Genomic DNA, 25,241 nt, shown 5'->3' on the forward strand with positions numbered 1-25,241 from the left:
ACTACAAAAACAGCCTCATCCCATTTGCGGACGGGCGCGGGCAGCTATTAAAAATGTAGCGGCCACAACCGGTTCTTCGGCGCTGGGCGCGGGGATGGAAGGGAATCAGGCCGGAAAAGTCAGGTACTGATCCGCCAGGGCCAGAAAATCGGCGAGCCGGGGATCCACCCCGGTTTCCTGCGCCAGCAACTCAGCCACACTCCGCGCCAGGGTCTTGGCAAGCGCGGCGTCCAGAAACAGGAGCCGGGATCGGCGCGCCAGCACATCCTCCACCGTACGGGCGTACTCGTAGCGCGCGGCAAAACGCACCATCGCCTCCGTCAGGCCACCGCCCAGCATCCTTTCCGCCCCAGGCAGGGCCTGGACGGCAGCCGCATCGCTCCCATACAGATGCAGCCCGGGCGCATCGCTAATCTTGTGAACGGATGGCTGGGCGCCTACCAGTTGGAGGCTGGCCGTGACGCCGCCCGGGCGTTTTGCCAGCAGTTCAGCACCGAAACAGCTGTCCAGCACGTCTTCAGCCATGGCGCGGTAGGTCGTCCATTTGCCGCCGGTCACGGTGACCAGACCGCTTTTGCTGACCAGTACCGTGTGTTCACGCGACAGCGCCTGGGTGCTGTCGCCATCTTCTTCCGGTGGTTTGACCAGAGGACGCAACCCGACCCAGATGCTCTTGATGTCGGCCGGGCCGGGTGCCCGGCTCAGGTAGCGCGCCGACTCGCCGAGGATAAAGTCGACCTCTTCGCGAAAGGCCAGGGGTTCACGCGCCAGGTCGTTGCGCGGCGTGTCGGTGGTCCCCAGGATGGTCTTGCCCAGCCAGGGCACAGCAAACAGCACCCGCCCGTCGGCGGTTTTGGGAACCAGCAGGGCGTGGTCGGTAGGTAAAAACGAGCGATCAACGACAATGTGAACACCCTGGCTGGGCGCCACCATGGGCTTCGCCTCGCGGCCTATGGCCTGGCCGTCGAGCAGTCGCAGCTGGTCGACCCAAACCCCGGTCGCATTCACAATACATTTGGCTCGCAGCGTAAGTGCCCGCCCACTTTCATGATCAACTACATGCAAGCCCACCAGCTTGTCCCCCTCATGGACGAGACCGGTCGCAGCACAATAATTGACCAGCAAGGCGCCGGCGCGCGCGGCACTGCGCGCCAGCGCCAGTGCCAGCCGCGCATCGTCGAACTGGCCGTCCCAATATTTGACCCCGCCCCTGAGTCCGGACTGGCGGGCCGTTGGCTGGAGCTGCAATGTTTCAGCGCGGTTGAGGAATTCGGTGGCGCCCAAGCCGGCCTTGCCGGCGAGCGCGTCATACATCTTGAGTCCGATGCCATAAAACGGAGCCTCCCAGAACTTGTAGGAAGGCATCACAAAAGGCAAGGGCTGCGCCAGATGCGGCGCATTGGCCAGCAGGCGCGTGCGTTCGTGCAGGGCTTCGCGAACCAGGGAAATGTTGCCCTGCGCCAGATAGCGAACCCCGCCATGAACCAGCTTGGTAGCGCGCGAGGAGGTGCCCTTGGCAAAGTCGTGCGATTCGACCACCACGACGGAAAATCCGCGTGCCGCGGCATCCAGCGCGACACCGAGGCCGGTAGCCCCGCCGCCGATGATCGCAATGTCGTAAGTGTGGGGTGCCTTGAGGCGTTCTATCAGGTCTGCGCGTCGCGTCGGCAACGGCGGGGAATCAAAAGTCATGGGCTCCATTGTCCATCTCCGCAGCAACCCCGGAACAGGTTGCGCCTTCCTGGCTTTCTTGTTGGCAAGCGCGCACGGACGCGGTGGTCCGTGCGCGGGCTTGCATCAGTCAAGCAACATGCGGGCCGGAGCCCGGGCGGTTGCGGTCAACGGACTTTGCCATCCTTCCAGGCCTGCAGCAGCTTGTCGTAGTTGATGGTCTCGCCCTTGGGCTTTTCGTTGGCCAGCTTTTTCCATGGCGCGCCGGTGTCGCTGAGGTACTTGGCCGGATCGCCTTTCGGGTTGAGCTTGGGAGCGCACCGGTCCATGCCCGCACGCTCGAGGCGGGCCATGACCTGGTCCATCTCTTCTGCCAGCGTGTCCATTGCACCCTGCGGTGTTTTCTCGCCGGTCACAGCCTGGGCCACGTTTTTCCACCAGAGCTGAGCCAGCTTCGGATAGTCGGGCACATTGGTACCCGTCGGTGTCCAGGCCACACGGGCCGGGCTGCGGTAGAACTCCACGAGGCCACCGAGCTTGGGCGCCATGTCGGTCATGGCTTTGGAGCGGATGTCCGATTCGCGGATCGGCGTCAGGCCAACAATGGTCTTCTTCAGCGAGGTGGTCTTCGCGGTCACGAACTGCGCGTACAGCCAGGCGGCCGCCGTGCGGTTTTCGTCATGGGCCGAGAAGAAGGTCCAGGAACCCACGTCCTGGTAGCCGTTTTGCATGCCCTGTTTCCAGTAAGGTCCGTTGGGGCCGGGCGCCATGCGCCACTTGGGCGTGCCGTCGGCGTTGACCACCGGCAGGCCCTTCTTGGTCATGTCGGCCGTGAAAGCGGTGTACCAGAAGATCTGCTGGGCAATCTGCCCCTGCGCCGGCACCGGGCCGGCCTCGCCGAAAGTCATGCCGGTGGCTTCCTTAGGAGCGTATTTTTTCATCCAGTCCACATACTTGGTCAGTGCGTAGACGGCGGCAGGCGAGTTGGTCGCACCGCCGCGGGAGACCGATGCACCGACCGGTGTGCATTTGTCTGCCGCCACGCGGATGCCCCATTCATCGACCGGCATGCCGTTGGGGATGCCCTTGTCGGCCGTACCGGCCATCGACAGCCATGCGTCGGTGAAGCGCCAGCCCAGCGATGGATCCTTCTTGCCATAGTCCATGTGACCGTAGATCGGTTTGCCGTCGATGGTCTTGACGTCTTCGCTGAAAAAGGCGGCGATGTCCTCGTAGGCGCTCCAGTTCAGCGGCACGCCCAGCTCGTAGCCGTACTTGGCCTTGAATTTGTCCTGCAGGTCCTTGCGCGCAAACAGGTCGGCACGGAACCAGTACAGATTGGCAAACTGCTGGTCAGGCAGCTGGTACAGCTTGCCGTCCGGTGCAGTGGTGAAGCTGGTACCGATGAAGTCTTTCAGATCCAGCCCCGGGTTGGTCCATTCCTTGCCCTTGCCGGCCATGTAGTCGGTCAGGTTCATGACCTTGCCGTAGCGGTAATGGGTGCCGATCAGGTCCGAGTCCGAAATCCAGCCATCGTAAATCGATTTGCCCGACTGCATCGAGGTCTGCAGCTTCTCGACCACGTCGCCTTCCTGGATCAGGTCGTGCTTGACCTTGATGCCGGTGATTTCCTCGAAGGCTTTGGCCAGCGTTTTGGACTCGTATTCGTGGGTGGTGATGGTTTCCGACACCACGGAAATTTCCTTCACCCCCTTGGCCTGCAGCTTTTTCGCCGCTTCGATGAACCATTTCATCTCGGCCATCTGCTGGGCCTTGCTCAGCGTTGATGGCTGGAATTCGCTGTCTATCCATTTCTTCGCCTCGGCATCGCCGGCGCTGGCGTTCTGCATGACCACCAGGGCCGCTGCGAGTGCCAGTGCTGTGTAGCGCATCTTCATGACTTGTCTCCTCAATTGATGACCTCCCCCAGTGTTTCCACGACTCGCCCGGCTCCGGGGAAGCAATGAGCCGAATCCGTACCCTCCGCTAACCCTTGCGCATGACAAGCGCAAGCCATCCCATGGAAATGACAAAACTGAACCAGATAGACGGGTCGGCCTGCAGGCCCAGTGCGGCACCCAGCTTTCCACTGAGGCCCACAAAGATCAGGTTGATGTAGGCGGCGCCCAGCAGGCCGATGAACAGCCGGTCGCCGCGTGTTGTTTCCAGCGGCAAAAAGCCGCGACGCGCCGTTGTCGGAGACTTGATCTCCCAGACCGTCATGCCAATCAGCATCAGGACAATGCAGGTAAAAAAAATGGCTACCGGCAGGGTCCACGCCATCCACTCAAACATGCCTGTTTCTCCTTGTCTGCGGTTTCATACCCGACCCATCGCAAAGCCCTTGGCGATGTAGTGCCGTACGAACCAGATCACGATCGCACCAGGCACGATGGTCAGCACGCCTGCAGCGGCGAGCGTCGCCCAGTCCATGCCCGAAGCAGACACCGTGCGCGTCATCGTGGCCACGATAGGCTTGGCGTTGACGCTGGTCAGGGTGCGGGCCAGCAACAGCTCGACCCAGCTGAACATGAAGCAGAAGAAAGCCGCCACACCCACACCGGCCTTGATCAGAGGCAGGAAGATGCGAACGAAAAAGCGCGGAAACGAATAACCGTCGATATACGCTGTCTCGTCGATCTCGCGCGGGATGCCGCTCATGAAGCCTTCAAGAATCCAGACCGCCAGCGGCACGTTGAACAGCAGGTGCGCCAGCGCCACCGCGATGTGGGTGTCCATCAGGCCCACCGTGGTGTAGAGCTGGAAAAAGGGGAGCAAAAACACGGCCGGTGGCGTCATGCGGTTGGTCAGTAGCCAGAAGAACACGTGTTTGTCGCCGATGAAGCTGTAGCGGGAGAACGCATACGCCGCGGGCAAGGCCACCGTGATCGAAATCACGGTGTTGATAGCCACATAAATCAGGGAATTGATGTAGCCCGAATACCAGGACGGGTCGGTGAAGATGGTCCGGTAGTTGGCCCAGGTGAACTCCTGAGGGAAAAAGGAAAAACTCGACAGGATTTCGCCATTGGTCTTGAAACTCATGTTGATCATCCAGTAGATGGGCAACAGCGCAAAAACAATGTAGGCAATGAGGAACAGCGTCCTCGCCTGGAAACGGGGCTTATTCACCGGTGTTCTCCTTGGTCGCCGTGCCGACCCGTTGCATCCAGTTGTAGAGAATGAAACACAGCAGCAGGATGATCAGGAAATAGATCAGCGAGAAGGCAGCCGCGGGCCCCAGATCGAACTGGCCCACCGCCTTCTGCGTGAGGTATTGCGAAAGGAAGGTGGTCGCGTTGCCGGGCCCGCCGCCGGTCAGTACAAAGGGTTCTGTATAGATCATGAAACTGTCCATGAAACGCAACAGCACGGCAATCATCAACACGCCGCGCATCTTGGGCAGCTGGATGTAGCGAAACACCGCGAACTTGCTGGCCCCGTCGATACGTGCGGCCTGGTAGTAGGCGTCCGGGATGGAACGCAGTCCGGCATAACAAAGCAGCGCAACCAGCGGTGTCCAGTGCCAGACGTCCATGACCAGCACAGTGATCCAGGCATGCAGCGCATTGCCGGTGTAGCTGTAGTCGAATCCCATTTCCTGCAGCATCCTGCCAAGCAGGCCGATATCGGCGCGGCCGTAGATCTGCCAGATCGTGCCGACCACGTTCCACGGGATCAGCAGCGACAGCGCCACCAGCACCAGAACGGCCGATGCCTTCCAGCCCTGCGCGGGCATGGACAGCGCCAACGCGATGCCCAGGGGAATTTCGACGGCCAGCACGGCAAACGAAAAAGTCAGCTGGCGCCAGAGCGCCGCATGCAGGTCCTCGTCGCGCATGACGGCGGCAAACCATTCGGTGCCGACAAACACGCGCCGCTCGGGCGAGATGATGTCCTGCACCGAATAGTTGACTACTGTCATCAGAGGCAGGATGGCCGAGAAGGCCACACAGATGATGACCGGCAACACCAGCAGCCATGCCTTCTGGTTGACGGGTTTTGTGGTGGTGCTCATGGAGCCCTCCCGCTTCCTGGCCTGGAACGGTTTCGCGCTGCGCTCATGCGATCAGCTCCTCATTTTTGTAGAAACAGGTATGGGCTCCGAGCAGTTGCAGCCAGGCGGTGTCGCCGGCTTGCGGCGCCGTCGCGCCGGAATGCAGGCGAACCTTCACAGCACCCTCACCCACCGTCGCCGTCAGCATCAAATGGGTCCCGATGTCCTGCACACGCACAACGCTCGCAGGCACGGCACCCGCAGCGCCGGACGCCGCCAGAGCCACATATTCGGGGCGTACGCCGAGTTTGTAGTCGCCGGCCGGCAGCTCCCGACCGGCCGGCATGGGCAGCGTATGACCCGCGATGTCGAGGGCTTCGCCGGTAGCCCTTGCGGGCAAAAAGTTCATTCCGGGTGAACCGATGAAATGACCCACAAACGTGTGCTGCGGCCGCTCGAACAGTGCATCGGCTGACCCGATCTGCACGGCGCGGCCGCGGGTCATCACCACCACTTGCTGGGCGAAGGTCAACGCCTCCACCTGATCATGCGTGACATAAATCAGTGTGAGCTTGAGCTCATGGTGGATCTGCTTGAGCTTGCGGCGCAGTTGCCACTTCAGGTGCGGATCGATGACGGTCAGCGGCTCGTCGAACAGAACCGCCGAGACATCGGGCCGTACCAGGCCGCGGCCCAGCGAAATCTTCTGTTTCGCATCGGCCGCGAGGCCGGCTGCGCGCTGGTTCAGCTGACCACTCATCTCCAGCATCTCGGCGATCTGCCCGACACGTTTTTTGATCTGGTCTTCCGGCATTTTCCGGTTGCGCAGCGGGAAGGCGAGGTTTTCGGCCACCGTCATCGTGTCGTAGATGACCGGGAACTGGAACACCTGCGCAATGTTGCGCTCCTGCGGCGTGGCATGTGTCATGTCCCGCCCATCGAATTTCACCGTGCCCTGCGACGGCGCCAGCAGGCCGGAGATCACATTGAGCATGGTGGTCTTGCCGCAACCCGAGGGACCCAGCAGCGCGTAAGCACCACCATCCTCAAACGTCATCTGCAGGGGCAGCAGCGCGTAGTCGGCATCTTCGCGCGGATTCGCCTTGTACGAGTGCGCAAGATCCAGGTCAATGCGGGCCATGTCAATGCCCTCCTTTGCGCTGCGGCGCGACCAGCAGGGCGCCGTTCGCATCAAACACATAGGCATGCGAGGGATGGAGATACAGCGCAAGCGGAGCACCCAGGTCGAAATAGTGCACCCCCGTGAGTTGGGCCACGAGCTCGCCCACAGCCGTGCTCACATGCACAAAGGTGTCTGAGCCGGAAATTTCTGCCAGTTCGACCTTGCCGGCCAGCGTGATGTCGCCATCGCGCCGGGTTTCGCGCAAGGCGCTGGCACGCACACCCACTGTCAGTGCAGGCGATGCCCCCGGAGCCAGCGCGATGGCCAGCTCGGGGCCGCCCACCAGTTGCACACCCTGCCCGCTGGCCGTGGCGGCCATCAGGTTCATCGGCGGGTCGCTGAAGGCGCGGGCGACACGCAGCGACTTCGGCGCATGAAACACTTCTGCCGTCGGCCCGTACTGCAGCAGTTCCCCGCCATCCAGAACCGCGGTGTAGCCGCCCAGCAGCAAGGCCTCCCCCGGTTCGGTGGTCGCGTAAATCACCGTCGAATCCCCGATTGCAAACAATTGCGTCAGCTCCTCACGCAGCTCTTCGCGCAACTTGTAGTCCAGATTGACCAGCGGTTCGTCGAGCAGCATCAGGGGCGCGCCTTTCGCCAGTGCGCGCGCCAGCGCCACGCGCTGCTGCTGCCCCCCGGACAGCTCGGCCGGGTAGCGGTCCAGGAACATCTCGATATGCAGGCGCTGAGCAATCTCGCGCACGCGCCGGGCAATGTTCTTTTCGCCGCGCAGCTTGAGCGGCGAGGCAATGTTGTCGGCCACCTTGAGCGAGGGGTAGTTGATGAACTGCTGGTAGACCATGGCCACGTTGCGCTCGCGCACCGCCATGCCGGTCACATCGGCGCCGTCCACCCGGACATGACCTGCGCTGGGGACATCGAGGCCGGCCATCACCCGCATCAGGCTGGTCTTGCCGGCTTGCGTGGCACCCAGCAGCACCGTGACTTCGCCCGGCCGCGGTGCAAGGCTCATTTCGTAAAGCCAGGTTTCGGGACCGACTTTTTTGCTGATGCGGTCGAGCACAAGCTGCATCACACGCCTTTCGGGGCGGCAACGCGCACGGGTGTCGGGGAAGGAATTACATGCACGATTCGTTTATTTATGTTCGTATCTTTTCTATTTTTCTTCCTTTTTGATTGTTTTGAATACATGTTTTCCCTTATTCTTTTCTTTTTGCTTCGATATAAAGTCGCGTGACTTCTCGGACAGAATGGCGCGTGAACTCCAATCCCAGGCAACTCAAACTCCTCGACGTGGTCCGCGCGCACGGCTCCGTCACCGTTGAACAACTCGCCGAGACCCTGGCGGTCACGCTGCAGACCGTGCGTCGTGACGTGCAGCGTCTGGCCGAAGCCGGGCTGCTGACGCGGTTTCACGGTGGCGTGCGGGTTCCAGGCTCGACCATTGAAAACCTCGCGCACCGCCAGCGCGAAAGCCTCAATGCCGACGGCAAGGCGCGGATTGCGCTGGCTGTCGCCAAGGAGGTGCCCGACAACTGCTCGCTGATCCTCAACATCGGCACGACCACCGAAGCCATTGCCAGGGCACTGATGCATCACAAGGGGCTGCGCGTCATCACCAACAACCTCAACGTCGCGGCCATCCTGAGCAGCAACCCCAACTGCGAGGTGATCGTCACCGGCGGCGTGGTGCGCGCGCGCGACCGCGGCATCGTGGGCGAGGCGGCCGTCGACTTCATTCGCCAGTTCCGGGTGGACATCGCGCTGATCGGCATTTCGGGCATCGAGGCCGACGGCTCCCTGCGCGACTTCGACTACCGCGAGGTCAAGGTCGCGCAAACCATCATTGGCCATGCCCGCGAAGTCTGGCTCGCCGCCGACAGCAGCAAGTTCAACCGGCCCGCCATGGTCGAACTCGCCACCCTGTCGCAAATCGACCGGCTGTTTACCGACCAGCCGCCGCCCGAGCCCTTTCCGGCGCTGCTGGCCGAAGCCGGGGTAAGCTGCGTCGTGGCCCTCCCCTGAGCCCCTTCACCCAAGCGACTCCCATGACCTACCTGCTTGCCCTGGACCAGGGCACCTCCAGCTCTCGCAGCATCGTGTTTGACGCGCAAGGCCACATCGTGGCGCTCGCGCAGCAGGAACTGCCGCAGATCTATCCCCGGCCGGGCTGGGTCGAACACGACCCGATGGAGATCTGGCGCACCCAGCTCGCCACGGCGCGCGAGGCCCTGGCCAAGGCCGGGCTCAAGGCCGCCGACATCCGCGCGCTGGGTATCACCAACCAGCGCGAAACCACCGTGGTCTGGAACCGCAAGACGGGCCAGCCCATCCACCACGCCATCGTCTGGCAGGACAGGCGCGCCGAAGCCACTTGCGCGCAGTTGCGCCAGGATGGCAAGGCCGACCTGATCCAGGCCAAAACCGGGCTGTTGGTCGATGCCTACTTTTCCGGCACCAAACTCAAGTGGCTGCTCGACAACGTGCCGCAGGCCCGGCAACAGGCGGCGCGCGGCGAACTCGCTTTCGGCACCATCGACAGCTGGCTGATGTGGCAACTCACCGGCGGCGCCCTGCATGCCACCGACGTGACCAATGCCTCGCGCACCATGCTGTTCAATGTGCACACCAACAGCTGGGACGCCGACTTGCTGGCGCTGCTGGACATTCCGGAGGGCCTGATGCCGCGGGTGTTGCCCTCGAGCACGCACTACGGCGACGTGCTGCCGGACCTGCTGGGCGGGGCCATCCCGATTGGCGGCGTGGCGGGCGACCAGCAAAGCGCCTTGTTCGGCCAGGCCTGCTTCAAGGAAGGCATGGCCAAAAACACCTACGGCACGGGCTGCTTCATGCTGGTGCACACCGGCCACAAATTCCAGACCTCGCACAACGGCCTGCTCACCACCAGCGCGGCGCAGGTCACGCCGCAAACCGAATATGCCTTTGAAGGCAGCGTGTTTGTCGGCGGCGCCGTGGTGCAGTGGCTGCGCGACGGCCTGCACGCGATCCAGGGCAGCGGCGAGGTGCAGGCGCTGGCGCAAAGCGTTCCCGACTCCGGCGGCGTCATGATGGTGCCGGCCTTCACCGGCCTGGGCGCCCCCTACTGGAAACCCGACGCCCGCGGCACCATCACCGGCCTGAGCCGCGGCACCACCGTGGCCCACATCGCGCGGGCCGCGCTGGAAAGCATTGCCTACCAAAGCGCCGCCCTGCTGCAGGCCATGAGCCGCGATGCGGTGGCGGCCGGGGCCGCACCGGTGGCCGAACTACGGGTGGATGGCGGCGCCTGCATCAACGACCTCCTGATGCAGTTCCAGGCCGACCTGCTGGGCATTCCTGTCGTTCGGCCGGCCGTGACCGAAACCACGGCGCTGGGCGCGGCCTACCTGGCCGGGCTGTCCAGCGGCGTCTACGCCAGCACCGCTGAACTCTCGACCCTGTGGCGCGCAGAACGCACCTTTTTGCCGACCTTGAGCGCCGACCGCGCGGCCGGCCTGATGGCGCAGTGGGAACACGCGGTGCGGCAAACCGTGGCCTTGTAAGCCCGGGCCGGCGCACGTCCACGTCCTGTCACAACGCCTACAAGCGGGAGAGCTAGACTCGCTTCATGCCCAGCCAGCCCCCGCCCGCCACAGCCGCGTTTGAACTGACACGGCGCCGGGTGCTCGGTTACGGCGCTGCCGCCGCGCTGGGTCTGGCGGGCTTGAGGCTGCCGAAGCCGGCTCTGGCATCGCTGGCGCCACCCCGCCTGCGACTGATCGGTGAGGCCCGTCTGCCGCACCGGCTCCAGTTTCAGGGCACGATCGTCGGCGGCTTGTCGGGTGTGGACTACGACGAGGCCAGCGGCCTGTTCTATCTGCTCAGTGATGATGGCTCGGCCATCAATCCGGCGCGGTTTTACACGGCACGCCTGTCACTGGAAACAGACCGGCTGGGTGAGCCCATCCTGACGGGCGTGACCAGCCTGCGCCAGGCCGATGGCAGCACCTACCCGGCGGCGCTGCGAGGCATCCAGGTTGCCGACCCGGAAGCGATCCGCTGGCGCCCGGCCAGCCAGACCCTGCTGTGGACCAGCGAGGGGCACGCCCTGACAGGAGCTGCACCGGCCTTGCGCGAAAGCCGCACCGATGGCACGCTGGTGCGCGAATTGGCGTTGCCGGCCATGTTCGACTTTCAGCTCACGCGGGGGCCGCGCAGCAACCGGACCCTGGAAGGCCTGGCCCTGAGCCCGGACGGCCGCCATGCCTGGATCGCCACGGAAGGCGCGCTGCGCCAGGACGGCCCCCTGCCCACCGTGCAGGCGCCGGGCGGGCCGTGCCGCTTCACCCAGCTGGACCTGGCCAATGGAAAAATCCTGCGCCAGATCGCCTACATCCCCGATGCGATTCCGCGCGCACCTGTCCCGCCGGCCACGCAGGCCGACAACGGCGTTACTGAAATCCTGCTGCTGGACGCCGACCGCCTGCTGGTGCTGGAGCGGGCCTACATGGCGGGGCAAGATGCCCTCTCGGGTAATTCGCTGCGCCTTTACCTGATCGACACGCGCGAGGGGACAGACACGCTGGCTATCCCGGCGCTGCAGCCCGGGGCTTACCAGCCGGTCGCCAAGAGGCTGCTCGCCGATTTTTCCGCCTTCACCGGCGCAGGCCCCGGCCACAGGCTGGCCCGCCTCGACAACACCGAAGGCATGTGCTGGGGCCCACGGCTTCCCAATGGCAACCGCAGCCTGCACTTCATTAGCGACGACAATTTCAATTCGCGGCAAATCACCCAATGGCTGGCTTATGAATTTTTTGACTGACCCTTCATGACTTCATCCCTTTCCCCAGACAGCAGCGTCATCGCCTTCATAGGCGGCGGCAACATGGCCAGCGCCATCATTGGCGGCCTGCTCAAACAAGGCACACCCGCCGACCGGATCCAGATCGTCGAGCCCTGGGCCGAGCAGCGCGCGAAACTCCAGGCGCAGTTCGGCATCGCCGCCGAGGCGGCGCCCGGCGCGGCGCTGGCCTCCGCCGCTCTGGTGGTCTGGGCCGTCAAGCCCCAGACCTTTCGGGAAGCCGCCCTGCAGGCCGGCCCGCACACCGGCCAGGCGCTGCACCTGAGCGTGGCGGCCGGCATCCGCTCGGACAGCATGGCCTCCTGGCTGGCGACCGAACGCATCGTGCGCGCCATGCCCAACACACCGGCCCTCGTCGGCCAGGGCATGACCGCCCTCTTTGCACGCCCAGCCGTCAGCGCCGCCGAGCGCCAGACGGTAGAGCGCGTGATCCAGACCACCGGCGAGCATCTGTGGCTGGCGCAGGAAGAGCAACTGGACGCGGTGACCGCGCTGTCCGGCTCCGGTCCGGCCTATGTGTTTTATTTCATCGAAGCCATGGTGCAGGCCGGCACCGAGATGGGGCTGAGCCGCGAGCAGGCGCACCAGCTGGCGGTGCAGACTTTTGTAGGCGCCTCCGCACTGGCCAAAGCGTCCAGCGAGCCACCGGAGACCTTGCGTGAACGCGTGACCTCCAAAGGGGGAACCACCTACGCGGCCCTCACCTCCCTGGAGCGGGATGGCGTGCGGCTGCAGTTCATGCGCGCCATGCACGCCGCCCGTCAGCGCGCCGCGGAACTCGGTGACGAGTTCGGTGCGGCCTAATGCTATTAAAAGAGTAGCTGTCGGCGCCCGTGCGATAAGGGCTAGAGCCTGATTTTATTCGAAGAAATCACCGGCAGGCAGTTACACGCCAGCCAGCGCATACGACAGCGCGATGCCGGCGAACACCGTGAACCCCAGCCAGTGGTTCAGGCGAAAAGCCCTGAAACAGTCGTCGCGCCCGCGCCGGCGGATCAGCCAGCCATGCCACAGCGCCTGTCCCAGCGCCACCGCGATTGCTATGAAATAAATAGCTGGCTGCGCAATATCCATCAGGGCCCAGGCCCAAATTGACAGATAAATCAGGTAACTCGCCATCACCGCCGCCACGTCGAACCGGCCCAGCGTGATCGCCGAGGTTTTCATGCCTATCTTGAGGTCGTCGTCGCGGTCCACCATGGCGTATTCGGTGTCGTAGGCAATCACCCAGAACAGATTGCCCAGCAACAGCAGCCAGGCCAGCGCCGGCACACGCGACTGCACCGCCGCAAACGCCATGGGGATGCCAAAGCTGAAGGCCACGCCCAGCACGGCTTGCGGCATGGACACATAACGCTTGGCATAGGGGTAGACCACGGCCACCGCCAGCGCGGCAAACGACCAGGTGATGGTGGCCGTGTTGGTGGTCAGCACGAGGCCAAAAGCCAGCAGCGCCAGCACGGCGCCCAGGATCAAGGCTTCCCGTACAGACACCGCACCACGGGTCACCGGGCGCTGCGCGGTGCGTTTGACATGCCGGTCAAACTCGCGGTCGGCGACGTCGTTGAGACAGCAGCCGGCACTGCGCATCAGGATGGTGCCCAAGGTGAACACCGTCAGCAGGTGCCAGCCAGGGAAACCGTGCGACGCGACCCACAGCGCCGACAGCGTGGGCCAGAGCAGCAGCAGCCAACCGGCGGGTCGGTCCCAGCGGATCAGTTGCAAATAGAGGGCGAATTTGTTTTTCAAGCCCTCAATTCTGGCACCACTGCCCCGCCCGGACGCCAGGTCCTATTCTTCGAGGAGCGAACGCAGCATCCACGCAGTCTGTTCGTGCACCGTCAGGCGCTGCGTCAACAGGTCGGCGGTCGGCTGGTCGTCGGCCTTGTCGGCCACAGGGAACAGCTCCCTGGCCGTGCGCGCGACCGCCTCATGGCCTTTCACCAGAATGCGCACCATCTCCAGCGCCTTGGGCGGGGTGGTGGGCACGTCGGGCACCGAGGCCAGCTTGCTGAACTGCGCGTACGAACCCGGCGCCGGGTGACCCAGCGAGCGGATGCGTTCGGCCACCGGGTCCACCGCCGCCCACAGCTCGGTGTACTGCGTCATGAACATGGCATGCAGGGTGTTGAACATCGGCCCCGTCACGTTCCAATGGAAGTTGTGCGTGGTCAGGTACAGCGTGTAGGTGTCCGCCAGCAAACGGCTCAGGCCCTGGGCAATCGCAGCGCGGTCTTTTTCGCCGATGCCGATGTTGATGGGCGGTGCGCCAGTGCGGCCGGCAGAAGCCTTGGGAGATGTTTTGGCCATGGTGTGTCCTTGATTGACTTGGATAAAAGAGTCTGGACATCACTCTAAGCAATCGGCAAGCCCAAGGCAACAGTCAAACTGTATCGCCTTGATAGGCATCATGAAATGCCCGCGGGCGCCGCTCAGGACAGGCGCGTCACACCCGGCAGCTCGCAGGCGTAAATCGCGTTGCGCAAGGCGGCGATGGCTTCATACCGGGTGAAACTGCGGCGCCAGGCCAGCACCACACGCCGCGTCGGCACATGGCCCTCAAACGGCAGGTAACGGATGTAGGAGGGCAACTCCGGCACTTCCTTGCTCTTGGCTTTCGAAACGGCTTTGGCAGGTGCCGGGGGCAGCAGGGCCTCCTTGGGCACGCTGAGTCGCGGCACCAGCGTCACACCCATGCCGGCTGCAACCATGTGTTTGATGGTCTCCAGCGACGAGCCTTCAAAACTTTTGCGTATGCCCTCGGCGTTGCTCGAAAACCGGGCGAACTCGGGGCAGACCTCGAGCACGTGGTCACGAAAGCAGTGGCCGGTGCCCAGCAACAGCATGGTTTCTTTCTTCAGCTCTTCGGCGGTGATGTTGCTGCGCGCCGCCAGCGGGTGGTTGCTCGGCACGGCCGCCATGAAGGGTTCGTCGTACAGCGGCGCGATCGCCAGGTTGGTGTCGGGAAAAGGTTCGGCCAGGATCGCGCAGTCGATCTCGCCGGTGCGCAGCTCTTCCAGCAGCTTGACGGTGAAGTTCTCCTGCAGCATCAGCGGCATCTGCGGCGTCAGCGCAATCGCCTGGCGCACCAGGTCGGGCAGCAGGTAGGGCCCGATGGTGTAGATCACGCCCAGGCGTATGGCGCCGGCCAGCGGGTCCTTGCCGCGCTTGGCAATCTCGCGGATGCTGTCGGCCTGCTCCAGCACGCTTTGCGCCTGACGCACGATCTCTTCGCCCAGCGGTGTCACCGTGATCTCATTGGCGTTGCGCTCGAACAGCTTGACCTGCAGCTCTTCCTCGAGCTTCTTGATCGCCACGCTCAGCGTCGGCTGCGACACATGGCAGGCCTCGGCGCCCTTGCCGAAGTGTTTTTCGCGGGCGACGGCGACGATGTATTTGAGTTCGGTGAGCGTCATGGGCTTATTGTGCGGCTTTTCGTGGTGGACGGATCTTTTTCCACCACCGAGAGTACGCCGGCAAGCCGGGTCTCGCCCCGGCGGGCGACTCACTTTCTCTTGCTTCGCCAAGAGAAAGTAAGCAAAGAGAAGGCGACCCGATGGTCTGGGTCCCTCCGCGCCCAGCCCGACGGGTGGGGAACAACCAATGCGGGAAAAAGAATCCGGAGTCCTTGAAGCGCGCAGCGCTTCAAGGACGGGAATCCCAACAGCCCGTCATGTTTGCAAGCTTTTCAAGCCTTCAAAAACTCCGCCTTCCCCCCCAGCCACCGCAAGATATGCCGGTGCGCCAGCTCAGGGTACTTGTCCAGCATCACCGGCGCCAGGGCCCGCGCCCAGGCCAGCAGCTCGGTATCCGTAGCCAGGTCCGCAAACCGCAGCAGCGGCGCGCCCGACTGGCGTGCCCCCAGAAATTCCCCAGGGCCTCGGATCTCCAGATCGCGCCGGGCGATTTCGAAGCCGTCCTGGGTTTCCACCATGGCCTTGAGCCGGGCGCGTGCGGTCTCGCCCAGGCGCGGCGCTTCGCCGGTCGAATAAAGCAACACACAGGCCGAGGCGGCGGCGCCGCGCCCGACGCGGCCGCGCAGCTGGTGCAGCTGGCTCAGGCCAAAACGTTCGGCGTGTTCGATCACCATCAGCGAGGCGTTCGGCACGTCCACCCCCACCTCGATCACCGTGGTGCTGACCAGCACGCCGAGCTGGCCACTGGTGAACAAGGCCATCACCGCTTTCTTTTCAGCCGGCGGCATGCGTGAGTGCAGCAGGCCGACGGGCGTACCGGGCAAGGCGGCGCTCAGCGCTTCATGGGTCTGGGTGGCGTTGATCAGGTCGACCGATTCACTCTCTTCGATCAGCGGGCAGACCCAGTAGACCTGCCGGCCCTCGGCGAGCTGGCTGCGGATGCGCTCCACCACCTCGTCGCGCCGCGCCTCGCTGACCACCTTGGTGACGATGGGTGTGCGGCCGGGCGGCAGCTCGTCAATCGTCGAAACATCGAGGTCGGCGTAATAACTCATGGCCAGCGTGCGCGGAATCGGCGTGGCCGTCATCATCAAGAGGTGAGGTTCCTCGCCACCCTCGGTCATCTTGCTGCGCAGGGCCAGCCGCTGCGCCACACCGAAGCGGTGCTGCTCGTCGATGATGGCCAGCGCGAGGTTCTTGAAAACCACCTTGTCCTGGATCACCGCATGGGTGCCGACCACCAGGCCGGCCGCGCCGCTTTCGATCATGGCCAGGGCTTCGCGCCGCTCCTTCGCCTTCTGGCTGCCGGTGAGCCAGGCGGTCTGGATGCCCAGCGGTTCGAGCCAGCCGATCAGCTTGCGAAAGTGCTGCTCGGCCAGGATTTCGGTGGGCGCCATCAGCGCACACTGCCAGCCAGCGTCCATGCAGCGCGCCGCAGCCAGCGCCGCCACCACGGTTTTGCCGGAGCCCACGTCACCCTGCAACAAGCGGTGCATGGGAACATTCCTCGTCAGATCGGCCGCGATCTCGGTGCCGACGCGCTGCTGCGCGGCCGTCAGGCGAAAGGGCAGGCGCTCCAGCAGTTGCTCCTGCAGCGTGCACTGGGGGCCGTGTATGGGCGACCGCAACGGCGGCGCCCGCATGGCGGCGCGCACGCGACGCGCCTGCAGCTGCGACAACTGCTGGGCCAGCAGCTCCTCGGCCTTGAGCCGCTGCCAGGCCGGATGGCTGCGGTCCTCCAGCGTGGCCAGCATCACGTCCGGCGTCGGGTGGTGCAAAAACTGTAGCGCCTCGCGCAGGCTGGACAAGGGCTGGGGCAGGTTTTTACTTGTAAATTCGGCCGGAAGGGTTTCCGCCAGATCGGCCCGGGCCAGCCCGCCAAGCACGGCCTTGCGCAGATAGGCCTGCGGCAAACCGGCCACCGTGGGATACACCGGCGTCAGGGCGGTCGCGAGTTCACCGCCGGCGGCGCGAAAGCTCGGGTGCACCATTTCGCGGCTGACAAAACCCCCGCGTATCTCCCCGCGCACCCGCACGCGCGCGCCCACACTGAGGGTTTTCTGGTGCACCGGGTAAAAGTTGATGAAACGCAGCACGCAGGTGTCGCTGCCGTCGTCCACCGTCACACGCAGCTGTCGGCGCGGGCGGAACGTGATTTCGCTGTGGGTGACCTGCGCCTCGATCTGCACCATGTCACCGTCGCGCGCATCGGCCAGCCGGGTGATGCGGGTTTCGTCCTCGTAACGCAGCGGCAGGTGCAGCGCCAGGTCGATGTCACGGCGCAGGCCCAGCTTTTCCAGCGCTTTCTGCGGCTGGGACTTGGGCGCCACCGCGTTGCCGGTGCCAGCCTCAGCCGGCGGCGCCTTGCGGGGAGAAGCTGCGGGGGGGGACATGGGACAATTGTGCATCCATGAAGACCTTGTTCCGCCTCAGTGACTTTGATTTCACGCTCCCCGACGAACTGATCGCCCAGCACCCGGCCGCAGAACGCAGCGCCTCGCGCCTGCTGGACGGCCGGGGCGACACCCCTGTGGACCGCCGTTTTACCGAGCTGCCGGACCTGCTGCAGCCCGGCGACCTGCTGGTGCTCAACGACACCCAGGTCGTCAAGGCGCGGCTGTTCGGGCAGAAAAGCAGCGGCGGCCGGCTGGAGCTGCTGATCGAGCGGGTGCTCTCACCCACGCCGGATGCCGGCCATGAAGTCGCCGCCCACATGAAGGTCAGCAAGAAGCCGCTGCCGGGCGCGGTGCTGCAGATGGACGGTGGCTTCACCGCAACGCTGCTGGGCCGCTGGCCCAACGAGGACGGACCGCTGTACCGCTTCGCCCTGAGCAGCGATCCGTATGCGCTGATGGCCAGCCATGGCCATGTGCCACTGCCACCCTACATCACCCACACCGACTCGGCCGTGGACGAGCAACGCTACCAGACGGTGTTTGCCAAAAACCCGGGCGCGGTCGCCGCACCGACCGCAGCGCTGCATTTTGATGACGCGGTGCTGGCGCGGCTGGAAGCGCGTGGCATCCAGCGCGCCACCGTCACCCTGCACGTCGGTGCAGGCACCTTCCAGCCCGTCAAGACCGAGAACATCGCCGATCACCAGATGCATTTCGAGCGCTTCGAGGTGCCGGAATCAACACTGCAGGCCATCACGGCGTGCAAGGCGCGCGGCGGCCGCGTGGTCGCGGTCGGCACCACCAGCGTGCGGGCGCTCGAATCTGCCGCGAAGTTCGGCCCCGCTTGCCGCGACACCAACATCTTCATCACCCCGGGCTTCGAGTTCCAGGTGGTGGACCTGCTGCTGACTAATTTCCACCTGCCCAAAAGCACGCTGATGATGGTGGTCAGCGCCTTTGCCGGCTACGAACACATCATGGCGCTGTACCGCCACGCGATCGCCCAGCGCTATCGCTTTTTCAGCTACGGCGACGCCATGCTGCTGCAACGACGCCCCTGAGACAATCACCCCATGCTGAAATTTGAAGTCCTGACCACCGACGCGCCCACCACCGGCCCCGAGGGCGCCTACCTCGGCTCCTTCGCCCGCCGCGGCACGCTCACCCTGAACCACGGCGTGGTGCAGACCCCCATCTTCATGCCGGTCGGCACCTATGGCACGGTCAAGGGCGTGATGCCGCAGTCGCTGCACGAGATGGGCGCTCAGATCATCCTGGGCAACACCTTCCACCTGTGGATGCGACCGGGGCTGGACGTGATGGCCCAATTCGGCGGCCTGCACAAGTTCGAGAACTGGCACAAGCCCATCCTGACCGACAGCGGCGGCTTCCAGGTCTGGTCGCTCGGCGAGATGCGCAAGATCTCCGAGGAAGGCGTGAAGTTCGCCTCGCCAGTCAACGGCGACAAGCTGTTCCTGACGCCCGAGATCTCGATGCAGATCCAGACCATCCTGAACAGCGACATCGTCATGCAGTTCGACGAATGCACGCCTTACGACACCAAGGGCCACATCACGACCGAGAACGAAGCGCGTTTTTCGATGGAGCTGAGCCGGCGCTGGGCGAAACGCTGCGAGGACGAGTTTGCCCGGCTGGAGAATCCCAACGCGCTGTTCGGCATCGTGCAGGGCGGCATGTTCGAAAACCTGCGCCAGGAATCGCTCGACGCCCTGGTCGAGATGGACTTTCCCGGCTACGCCGTCGGCGGCGTCAGTGTCGGCGAGCCCAAGGAAGAGATGCAGCGCATCATGGCGCACACGCCGCACCGCCTGCCCGCCCACAAGCCGCGTTACCTCATGGGTGTGGGCACGCCGGAAGACCTGGTCGAAGGCGTGGCCGCGGGCGTGGACATGTTCGACTGCGTGATGCCCACTCGCAATGCGCGCAACGGCCACATGTTCACGCGCTTCGGTGACCTGAAAATCCGCAACGCGCGCTACAAGACCGAAGAGGCGCCGGTGGACAGCACCTGCAGCTGCTACACCTGCAAAAATTTCAGCCGTGCCTACATGCACCACCTGGACCGCTGCGGCGAAATGCTGGGCCCCATGCTCAGCAGCATCCACAACCTGCACTACTACCTGAACCTGATGCAGGAAGTACGCGACGCACTCGACGCCGGCCGCTTCGGCGCCTTTGTGCTGCAATTCAAACAGGACCGGCAGCGCGGTGTCTAGCCCGCGGTCCATCAAAGACAAGGAACTCCCATGAAATACCGCCGGCTTGGAAACAGCAACCTGAAGGTGTCCGTCCTGTGCCTGGGCACCATGATGTTTGGTGAACAGACGCCCGACGGCGAGGCGGCGCGCATCGTCGCTTCGGCGAAGGAACGCGGCATCAATTTCATCGACACGGCCGACGTCTACAACGAAGGCAAGTCCGAAATCCTGCTGGGCAAACTGCTGGCCGGGCAACGCCCGCACTGGGTGCTGGCCAGCAAGCTGGGCAACAAGGCCGGGCCGGGCGTGAACCAGGGCCACTATTCGCGCAGCTGGATCATGCAGCAGACCGATGCCATCCTGGCGCGGCTGGGCACCGACTACCTCGATATCCTGTACCTGCACCGCGACTTCCACGGCGAAAACCTCGAGGAAGCGGTTCGCGCGCTGGGTGACCTGATTCGCGCCGGAAAAATTCGCAGTTTTGGCCTGTCCAACTTCCGCGGCTGGCGCATTGCCGAGATCATGCGCCTCTGCGAAAAAACCGGCGTGCCGCAACCAGTGGTCTGCCAGCCGTATTACAACCTGCTCAACCGCGGCCCCGAGGTGGAAATCCTGCCGGCCTGCGGCCACTACGGGTTGGGCGTCGTGCCTTACAGCCCGTTGGCGCGCGGCGTGCTCACCGGCAAGTACCCGCCGGGCCAACCACCGGCCGAGGGCACACGCGCCGGCAGCGGCGACAAACGGATCCTGGAAACCGAGTTTCGTGAAGAGTCGCTGGTGATTGCCCAGAAGATCAAGGCGCGCTGCGAGGCCAAAGGCTGGGTGCCGGGCCAGTTTGCCGCCGCCTGGGTGCTGGCCAATCCGCTGGTCAGTTCGGTGATTGCCGGGCCCCGCCTGCTCTCGCACCTGGAAGACGTCTACGGCGCGACCGAGTTAGTGCTGGACGCTGAGGACGAGGCCTTCATCAACGAGCTGGTGATTCCGGGCCACGCCTCCAGCCACGGCTACAACGACCCGAGTTATCCTTTTTACGGCCGCCCGCTTCAGCCCGTTGCTATTTAATCAGTAGCTGCCTGCGCCCGCTACATAAGGGCTGCAGGCAGTTTTTACTGCAAATCCGGCTTAACCCTGCTTCTGGAACAGCACCAGCTTGGTTTCGGTGGCGACCATGCCGTCCTTGCCAGCTGTCATCGACACCTCGTAACGCGTGCCGGGCAGCGGCAACTGCGGCGTGAAGCTGAACGAGAAGTTGCCGTTGCCATCGGCCTGAATCCGCTGCGTCAGCAAATCCTGGTTCATGCCAAATAGGCCGGCGAGCGTTCCGACGGCGTTGACCTTGACATCAACCACCGCGCCTGGCGCGGTGCGGCCGCGCACCACCACCGGGCTGCCTTCAACCACGGCGTTGTTGGCGTGGCTGGTTACCTGCAACAGCACGGTGGCAGGCGCGGCGCTCACGGCCGAAGCTACGTCGAAGGTCCAGGTCTGGCGCACGGCATTGCCGACCAGGTCTTTGGCTGTCACGTCCACCGCGTAGCGGCCGGCGGGCAGGTCCGCGCGATAGGTGAAAAACTGCGGCGTGATCTGTGTGGCGGCGGTGACATCGCGCCCCGCCAGCATGATGCGAACGCTCTTGGGGTCCACACCCACGCCGCCCGCATCGTCAAAGGTACCGGACACCGAGGTGGCCGCACCGCGCGTGACCGACTCGCCATCGCGCGGGGACATGTTGCGGATCACCGGCGGCTTCGCATCGGCCATCAGGGGCTGGGTCAGGGTCGAGGTGACAGCGCGGTCGCCGACACGCAGGGTGGCGACGACAGGCCGTGACGGCGCCAGGTTGTCGAGGCGGCGGATGGTGTAGGCGCCCTCATAAACACCGGGCCGCACTTCGCGCATCGCAACATTGTTGATGACACCGGGAATGTCGAACTCCGCCGTACCGCCAGGTGCGCCGTTCAGCGTGAAGCGCAGTTCAGCGCCCGGTTCGATTCTGTCGACGGGAGCCACCGAGAAGCGGTCGATTTTCAGGCCGGCCGGCGCCGTGGCCACGTCCTGGCTGGCGATGCCGGCAGGAAAGGTGTAGTTGGTTGCGATGCTGCGGTTGCGCACTTTCAGCGTGGCGCGGATGGCGCTGCTTTCGGTGATCCGGTCCTGGCGCCGGATGGTGTAGCTTCCCGTGTAGATCCCCCGTGCGGTTTCCTTGAGCACGATGGTGCGCGGCGCACCGCGCACGGTGAGGCGGACCTGACCCCGCGGTGTGCCTTCCAGCGTGAACTGCAGCTTGGCGCCGGCCTGGAGACCTCCGTCGGTACCCACCTGCAGTGATCGCAACTCGGGCGCGGCCGGTTGGGCCATGGCAGTACCCGGCAGGGCGAGCAGGGCGGTGGCGGCGGGAAGCAGCAGGAAAAAGGCTGCGACCTGGTTGCGTATCTGTTTTTTCATGATGTTCAAACCTTGTAAATGGGTTTGCCCACTGTGATGGCAGCGCAACGCACAACCTGTAGGCGCCGGGGGTCGCCGGCCGTAGGCGGCCAGCGGGAAGCGCCAAGGACAAGACGCCGTCAACCCATGGGCGTGGAGCCTGCCTGCGCTGCAGCGCCCGGCGCGGGCGCGGAAAGCACGCCGGCCCGCTTGCCGTCCGCGCCGCAGGCATGGCAGAACTTGGCAAACGCGCTCTTGCGCGCGGTGCACTGCGCGCAATGGTCGAACAGCCCAATGCCGCAGTGCGGACAGAAGTCGATCTCCGGATTTTTCAGGTCCACCGCCCGCTCGCAACCGGGGCACACCCCCTTGGACAGGCGGGTGAGCGCCGTGTCGTAGCTCAGCTCTTCTCGGCGCTGCGCATCGGGCAGCTGTTCGGCGAGCTTCTGCTTTTCCAGGTAGCGGTTCAGCGAAACAATCGCCTGCCGCCCGACCAGCACCGTGATGAGGATGCCGACGATGTAGCGTACATAACCGCCGTAACTGGGCAGGTAGGGCACGAGTTCGACAAAAAAGGCGAACAGCGCAAAAAAGATGAAGCCCCAGACAAAAGGCCAGTAGGTACTCTTGCGTTTTTTGGCAAACAGCCAGCCGGCCGCCACCAGCAGCGGCAGCGTCAGGGCCAGCCGGTACAAAAACACGCGCAGCTCCTGGGCGCGCCGCGCGCTTTGCCACTTGTCCTGCGCCGCGCGCTCCAGCTCGGCGATGCGTTCACGCGTGCGCGTGGCGCCCTGGCTGGCGTCCAGTGCCTTCTGCTGCTCGGCCTCCATCGTGGCCAGCGCCTGCCGCTCGGCCGCCTTCAGGCTGTCCAGCGCGCGTGTTCGTTCGATCAGCTCGGGGTCCTGTTCGGCCCGCTCGGTCGCACGCCGTGTCGCCAGCCAGTTGTTGAAGGTCTCGCTGGCAGAGCGCGAATTGGCCTGCGCCACGCGCAGCTTGAGCCTGGCCTGGTCCAGCGCTTCCTGCGCCTGCCGCCCCTGGCGTTCGGCCGTCCTGAGGCTCTCGCGCGCCTGCATGGCGGCAGGCTGCTCGATGAAATCGTCCAGGGTCAGGGTTTTCTCGACCTGCGGCAGGTCGCCCACGACCGTGCTGCCCAGCCCGATGAGGAAGGCGGCAAACACAAAGGCAACCAGCCATAGGCCGCGCTGAAACCATTTTTCGGACAGTCGTAATGCTTTGCTCATGGAAACTCCGGGAGTTAAACAGCCATTGTTAAAGTTTGACGAAGGTCGGCGACTTGCCGGTCGCTGTCAGCTGTGCACGCTGCAGCCAGTCAAAGACCGAATCCACCGTGACGGTTTCGATGCGGTCCGAATAACGTTTGTCGTTGGGATGGTCGTCAAACGCCACATTGGCCGCGGTCATGCGGCCACCCAGCCGCGTCAGCGGGCCCAGCTTGAGGACGGTGGGCTCGTAACCCTTGAACTGCAGCCAGGCCTGGGCCCGCTCGCGCGAGTTGGCGCCGGGCTCCACAGCGGCGGCCAGCGTTTCGATGGCCCACTGGTTGGACTGCTGGTATGTGCGGCCCCAGACATAGCTGACGATGCTGTAGGGCTTGTGGTGCATGCTCACGGTGCGCGCAGGATCCTGCAGCAACGCCAGCAGCTTGGCCTGCACCTCGGGCACAGGCGCCACCCAGGCCGCTTCAAAGCGCCACAGGTCATCCAGGAAAAACTCGCCCAGGCCCTGGCGGTAAACCGCCGATTCACTGGTGCCGCATTCGTTGAGTTTGTGCAGCACACGCCAGGTGTGGCCGCCTTGCCCGTCAGGCTCCTGGTAAGCCAACCCCAGGTGGGAATAACGCAGCTTGTATTTGCTCAGGTCCTGACCGGCGCGTGCCAGCAGCACGACCTTCTCGCCGCTGGCATTGAGCGAGGCCAGGGTTTTTTCGGCCAGCGACATGCCGCGCTCCACCGTCTGCGGGGTGATCTTGCTGGCCTCGCACGAGCGTCCCGCATGGGCTGCTGGCGCCAGCATGCAAGCGGCGGTGAGGCCGAGGCACAGAAAAGTCAGAGAAGCTTTTTTCATGGGTGTTCCCTCGCGTTTTCTCATTGCGTCAGCCGTTCGTTGTGCAGCAGGGCGCGGCCCAGGGCATTGGGAATGAAGGCAATCGCCTCGCCGGCCGCGGACAGCACCACGCCGGTACCGATCACGCTCACAACCACGGCCGTTCCGGCCACCATGGACGCACCAGCCACACCCTTGCCCACCACTTCAATGCTGGCCCGCGCACCGTCGGAGGCCCGCTCCAGCACATACACCGTCCCGCGGGCGGTGCTCTCCACGGTCTTGACGACCAGCACCGCGCCGGTGGTCGATAGCACCACCGGTATCGCCACGACGGCGCCCGCAACCGCGCTGGTGCCGACCACCACGGACGCCACCGGCAAGGCAGACACCGCGCTCAGGGCCGATGCGCCGGTTTGCGCCTGGACATGAAAAGAGGCCGTAGCCCCCGTCGTCATTGCGCAAACAGCTATTAAATAAGTAGCAAATTTCTTTTTCATGATACTTCCTTGCATGTCCTGGATCAGGTTTATTCAATGTCGGTGTCTCGCACCGTGGCGCGGCCGGCCAGACGCGCTTCGCTCAGGTCGGCTTCATGTTTGTCACGCAGGGTTTTGGCCAGCGTGAAGCTGCAGGTGATCAGGTAGAGCCAGCTGACGCCGAGAAAAGCCTTGTAGGTCTCGTTGACCTCCATGCGCCACAAACCCCAGCCGGTGAGCGACATGGCCAGGAAAAAGCCACCCCACACCACAAACCTGAACATTGGCGTTTCGGTCAGCTTGCTTTCGGCCTCGGCCTTCTCCTACTCGCGGACATACTTGGCCAGCACAAAAGCCGCAGACAGGCAGAAAAAGTAACCCATGATCATGAAAGCGCGGTCCAGGTCCTGGCCGGGCAGGTATGACAGGCCGACGGCGCACAGGAAAACGGCAATCAGGAAAGAGGCCCAGACCTGGAACTGCCAGGGTTTGGAATCGCGGTGAATCAGTACTTGCATAAAATCCTTCTTGCTTGTTGATGTGACGCCAATGTGCACCGGGATGGCCGGAAGCAGGGGCGAATAACAA

Annotated in this window: 22 protein-coding genes and 1 pseudogene; 7 read left to right on the plus strand and 16 right to left on the minus strand. The window is 64.2% G+C overall.

Annotated elements, in window-relative coordinates; all coding sequences use genetic code 11:
* Positions 1 to 105 precede the first annotated feature (105 nt).
* From B7X65_RS20160 to B7X65_RS20190, 7 genes are all read right to left on the minus strand, one after another.
* A complete protein-coding gene (locus B7X65_RS20160; protein ID WP_293596065.1) occupies positions 106 to 1,692 on the minus strand; it encodes a glycerol-3-phosphate dehydrogenase/oxidase in 1,587 nt (528 codons plus the stop codon).
* 146 nt (positions 1,693 to 1,838) lie between these two features.
* Entirely contained in the window at positions 1,839 to 3,569 is a 1,731-nt protein-coding gene (locus B7X65_RS20165; protein ID WP_293596066.1) for an ABC transporter substrate-binding protein, read from the minus strand.
* A gap of 88 nt (positions 3,570 to 3,657) precedes the next feature.
* Positions 3,658 to 3,966 (minus strand): DUF2160 domain-containing protein, encoded by a 309-nt coding sequence (locus B7X65_RS20170; protein WP_293596067.1) that lies wholly within the window; start codon positions 3,964 to 3,966, stop codon positions 3,658 to 3,660.
* A gap of 24 nt (positions 3,967 to 3,990) precedes the next feature.
* Positions 3,991 to 4,803, minus strand: coding sequence for a carbohydrate ABC transporter permease (locus B7X65_RS20175; protein ID WP_293596068.1), 813 nt, complete (start codon positions 4,801 to 4,803; stop codon positions 3,991 to 3,993).
* Entirely contained in the window at positions 4,796 to 5,689 is an 894-nt protein-coding gene (locus B7X65_RS20180) for a carbohydrate ABC transporter permease (protein WP_293596069.1), read from the minus strand. Before B7X65_RS20180 ends, B7X65_RS20175 begins: the two co-directional genes overlap by 8 nt.
* Before the next feature lie 43 nt (positions 5,690 to 5,732).
* Positions 5,733 to 6,809 carry an ABC transporter ATP-binding protein gene (locus B7X65_RS20185; protein ID WP_293596070.1) on the minus strand — a complete coding sequence of 359 codons (1,077 nt, stop codon included), beginning with the start codon at positions 6,807 to 6,809 and terminating at the stop codon, positions 5,733 to 5,735.
* Position 6,810: 1 nt separating this feature from the next.
* A complete protein-coding gene (locus tag B7X65_RS20190; protein ID WP_293596071.1) occupies positions 6,811 to 7,884 on the minus strand; it encodes an ABC transporter ATP-binding protein in 1,074 nt (357 codons plus the stop codon).
* A 185-nt stretch (positions 7,885 to 8,069) separates the two neighbouring features.
* Between B7X65_RS20190 and B7X65_RS20195 the strand changes: the two genes are divergently transcribed.
* From B7X65_RS20195 to proC, 4 genes are all read left to right on the plus strand, one after another.
* A complete protein-coding gene (locus B7X65_RS20195) occupies positions 8,070 to 8,837 on the plus strand; it encodes a DeoR/GlpR family DNA-binding transcription regulator (protein ID WP_293596072.1) in 768 nt (255 codons plus the stop codon).
* A 23-nt stretch (positions 8,838 to 8,860) separates the two neighbouring features.
* Positions 8,861 to 10,354, plus strand: a complete 1,494-nt coding sequence (gene glpK / locus B7X65_RS20200; protein ID WP_293596073.1) for a glycerol kinase GlpK — start codon at positions 8,861 to 8,863, stop codon at positions 10,352 to 10,354.
* Between the two features lie 65 nt (positions 10,355 to 10,419).
* Positions 10,420 to 11,613, plus strand: coding sequence for an esterase-like activity of phytase family protein (locus B7X65_RS20205; protein WP_293596074.1), 1,194 nt, complete (start codon positions 10,420 to 10,422; stop codon positions 11,611 to 11,613).
* Between the two features lie 6 nt (positions 11,614 to 11,619).
* Positions 11,620 to 12,456, plus strand: a complete 837-nt coding sequence (gene proC / locus B7X65_RS20210; protein WP_293596075.1) for a pyrroline-5-carboxylate reductase — start codon at positions 11,620 to 11,622, stop codon at positions 12,454 to 12,456.
* Between the two features lie 81 nt (positions 12,457 to 12,537).
* Here the strand turns inward: proC and ubiA are convergent, their stop codons facing one another.
* The 4 genes from ubiA to recG all read right to left on the minus strand — a co-directional run bounded on the left by ubiA (position 12,538) and on the right by recG (position 17,461).
* A complete protein-coding gene (gene ubiA, locus B7X65_RS20215; RefSeq protein ID WP_293596076.1) occupies positions 12,538 to 13,401 on the minus strand; it encodes a 4-hydroxybenzoate octaprenyltransferase in 864 nt (287 codons plus the stop codon).
* Between the two features lie 42 nt (positions 13,402 to 13,443).
* Entirely contained in the window at positions 13,444 to 13,962 is a 519-nt protein-coding gene (locus B7X65_RS20220; protein ID WP_293596077.1) for a Dps family protein, read from the minus strand.
* Positions 13,963 to 14,084: 122 nt separating this feature from the next.
* Complete coding sequence (locus B7X65_RS20225) at positions 14,085 to 15,068, minus strand: LysR substrate-binding domain-containing protein (RefSeq protein WP_293596078.1); 984 nt, start codon at positions 15,066 to 15,068, stop codon at positions 14,085 to 14,087.
* A gap of 272 nt (positions 15,069 to 15,340) precedes the next feature.
* Complete coding sequence (recG, locus tag B7X65_RS20230) at positions 15,341 to 17,461, minus strand: ATP-dependent DNA helicase RecG (RefSeq protein WP_293596079.1); 2,121 nt, start codon at positions 17,459 to 17,461, stop codon at positions 15,341 to 15,343.
* Between the two features lie 17 nt (positions 17,462 to 17,478).
* Between recG and queA the strand changes: the two genes are divergently transcribed.
* From queA to B7X65_RS20245, 3 genes are read left to right on the plus strand one after another with little or no spacing between them, the layout of a single operon-like run.
* Entirely contained in the window at positions 17,479 to 18,525 is a 1,047-nt protein-coding gene (queA, locus tag B7X65_RS20235; protein ID WP_293596080.1) for a tRNA preQ1(34) S-adenosylmethionine ribosyltransferase-isomerase QueA, read from the plus strand.
* Between the two features lie 12 nt (positions 18,526 to 18,537).
* A complete protein-coding gene (tgt, locus tag B7X65_RS20240) occupies positions 18,538 to 19,701 on the plus strand; it encodes a tRNA guanosine(34) transglycosylase Tgt (RefSeq protein WP_293596081.1) in 1,164 nt (387 codons plus the stop codon).
* Between the two features lie 30 nt (positions 19,702 to 19,731).
* A complete protein-coding gene (locus tag B7X65_RS20245; protein WP_293596082.1) occupies positions 19,732 to 20,748 on the plus strand; it encodes an aldo/keto reductase in 1,017 nt (338 codons plus the stop codon).
* A 60-nt stretch (positions 20,749 to 20,808) separates the two neighbouring features.
* On the opposite strand, the gene B7X65_RS20250 is transcribed toward B7X65_RS20245, so the two are convergent.
* The 5 genes and pseudogenes from B7X65_RS20250 to B7X65_RS20270 all read right to left on the minus strand — a co-directional run bounded on the left by B7X65_RS20250 (position 20,809) and on the right by B7X65_RS20270 (position 25,171).
* The gene (locus B7X65_RS20250) at positions 20,809 to 22,131 is read right to left on the minus strand and encodes an Ig-like domain-containing protein (protein WP_293596083.1); all 1,323 of its coding nucleotides are present in this window, start codon (positions 22,129 to 22,131) and stop codon (positions 20,809 to 20,811) included.
* A gap of 119 nt (positions 22,132 to 22,250) precedes the next feature.
* Entirely contained in the window at positions 22,251 to 23,351 is a 1,101-nt protein-coding gene (locus tag B7X65_RS20255; protein WP_293596084.1) for a serine endopeptidase, read from the minus strand.
* A gap of 28 nt (positions 23,352 to 23,379) precedes the next feature.
* Positions 23,380 to 24,195: a DUF2145 domain-containing protein gene (locus B7X65_RS20260; RefSeq protein WP_293602104.1), complete on the minus strand. Its 816-nt coding sequence runs from the start codon at positions 24,193 to 24,195 to the stop codon at positions 23,380 to 23,382.
* Positions 24,196 to 24,215: 20 nt separating this feature from the next.
* A complete protein-coding gene (locus B7X65_RS20265; protein WP_293596085.1) occupies positions 24,216 to 24,674 on the minus strand; it encodes a hypothetical protein in 459 nt (152 codons plus the stop codon).
* A 29-nt stretch (positions 24,675 to 24,703) separates the two neighbouring features.
* Positions 24,704 to 25,171 (minus strand): annotated as a pseudogene (locus tag B7X65_RS20270) (YiaA/YiaB family inner membrane protein).
* Between the last annotated feature and the right edge of the window lie 70 nt (positions 25,172 to 25,241).

Origin of the sequence: Polaromonas sp. 39-63-25, from assembly GCF_002278925.1 — a bacterium.
In the GTDB taxonomy this organism is placed as follows: domain Bacteria; phylum Pseudomonadota; class Gammaproteobacteria; order Burkholderiales; family Burkholderiaceae_C; genus Polaromonas.

Bases quoted from the DNA above. Each gene is read 5' to 3' on its own strand.
- B7X65_RS20190 (WP_293596071.1), bottom strand. From the start codon at position 7,884: ATGCAGCTTGTGCTCGACCGCATCAGCAAAAAAGTCGGTCCCGAAACC.
- B7X65_RS20160 (WP_293596065.1), bottom strand. From the start codon at position 1,692: ATGACTTTTGATTCCCCGCCGTTGCCGACGCGACGCGCAGACCTGATA.
- B7X65_RS20245 (WP_293596082.1), top strand. From the start codon at position 19,732: ATGAAATACCGCCGGCTTGGAAACAGCAACCTGAAGGTGTCCGTCCTG.
- B7X65_RS20225 (WP_293596078.1), bottom strand. From the start codon at position 15,068: ATGACGCTCACCGAACTCAAATACATCGTCGCCGTCGCCCGCGAAAAA.
- B7X65_RS20165 (WP_293596066.1), bottom strand. From the start codon at position 3,569: ATGAAGATGCGCTACACAGCACTGGCACTCGCAGCGGCCCTGGTGGTC.
- proC (WP_293596075.1), top strand. From the start codon at position 11,620: ATGACTTCATCCCTTTCCCCAGACAGCAGCGTCATCGCCTTCATAGGC.
- B7X65_RS20255 (WP_293596084.1), bottom strand. From the start codon at position 23,351: ATGAGCAAAGCATTACGACTGTCCGAAAAATGGTTTCAGCGCGGCCTA.
- B7X65_RS20220 (WP_293596077.1), bottom strand. From the start codon at position 13,962: ATGGCCAAAACATCTCCCAAGGCTTCTGCCGGCCGCACTGGCGCACCG.
- queA (WP_293596080.1), top strand. From the start codon at position 17,479: ATGAAGACCTTGTTCCGCCTCAGTGACTTTGATTTCACGCTCCCCGAC.
- B7X65_RS20205 (WP_293596074.1), top strand. From the start codon at position 10,420: ATGCCCAGCCAGCCCCCGCCCGCCACAGCCGCGTTTGAACTGACACGG.
- B7X65_RS20170 (WP_293596067.1), bottom strand. From the start codon at position 3,966: ATGTTTGAGTGGATGGCGTGGACCCTGCCGGTAGCCATTTTTTTTACC.
- B7X65_RS20250 (WP_293596083.1), bottom strand. From the start codon at position 22,131: ATGAAAAAACAGATACGCAACCAGGTCGCAGCCTTTTTCCTGCTGCTT.
- B7X65_RS20180 (WP_293596069.1), bottom strand. From the start codon at position 5,689: ATGAGCACCACCACAAAACCCGTCAACCAGAAGGCATGGCTGCTGGTG.
- B7X65_RS20265 (WP_293596085.1), bottom strand. From the start codon at position 24,674: ATGAAAAAGAAATTTGCTACTTATTTAATAGCTGTTTGCGCAATGACG.
- glpK (WP_293596073.1), top strand. From the start codon at position 8,861: ATGACCTACCTGCTTGCCCTGGACCAGGGCACCTCCAGCTCTCGCAGC.
- B7X65_RS20185 (WP_293596070.1), bottom strand. From the start codon at position 6,809: ATGGCCCGCATTGACCTGGATCTTGCGCACTCGTACAAGGCGAATCCG.
- tgt (WP_293596081.1), top strand. From the start codon at position 18,538: ATGCTGAAATTTGAAGTCCTGACCACCGACGCGCCCACCACCGGCCCC.
- B7X65_RS20260 (WP_293602104.1), bottom strand. From the start codon at position 24,195: ATGAAAAAAGCTTCTCTGACTTTTCTGTGCCTCGGCCTCACCGCCGCT.
- recG (WP_293596079.1), bottom strand. From the start codon at position 17,461: ATGTCCCCCCCCGCAGCTTCTCCCCGCAAGGCGCCGCCGGCTGAGGCT.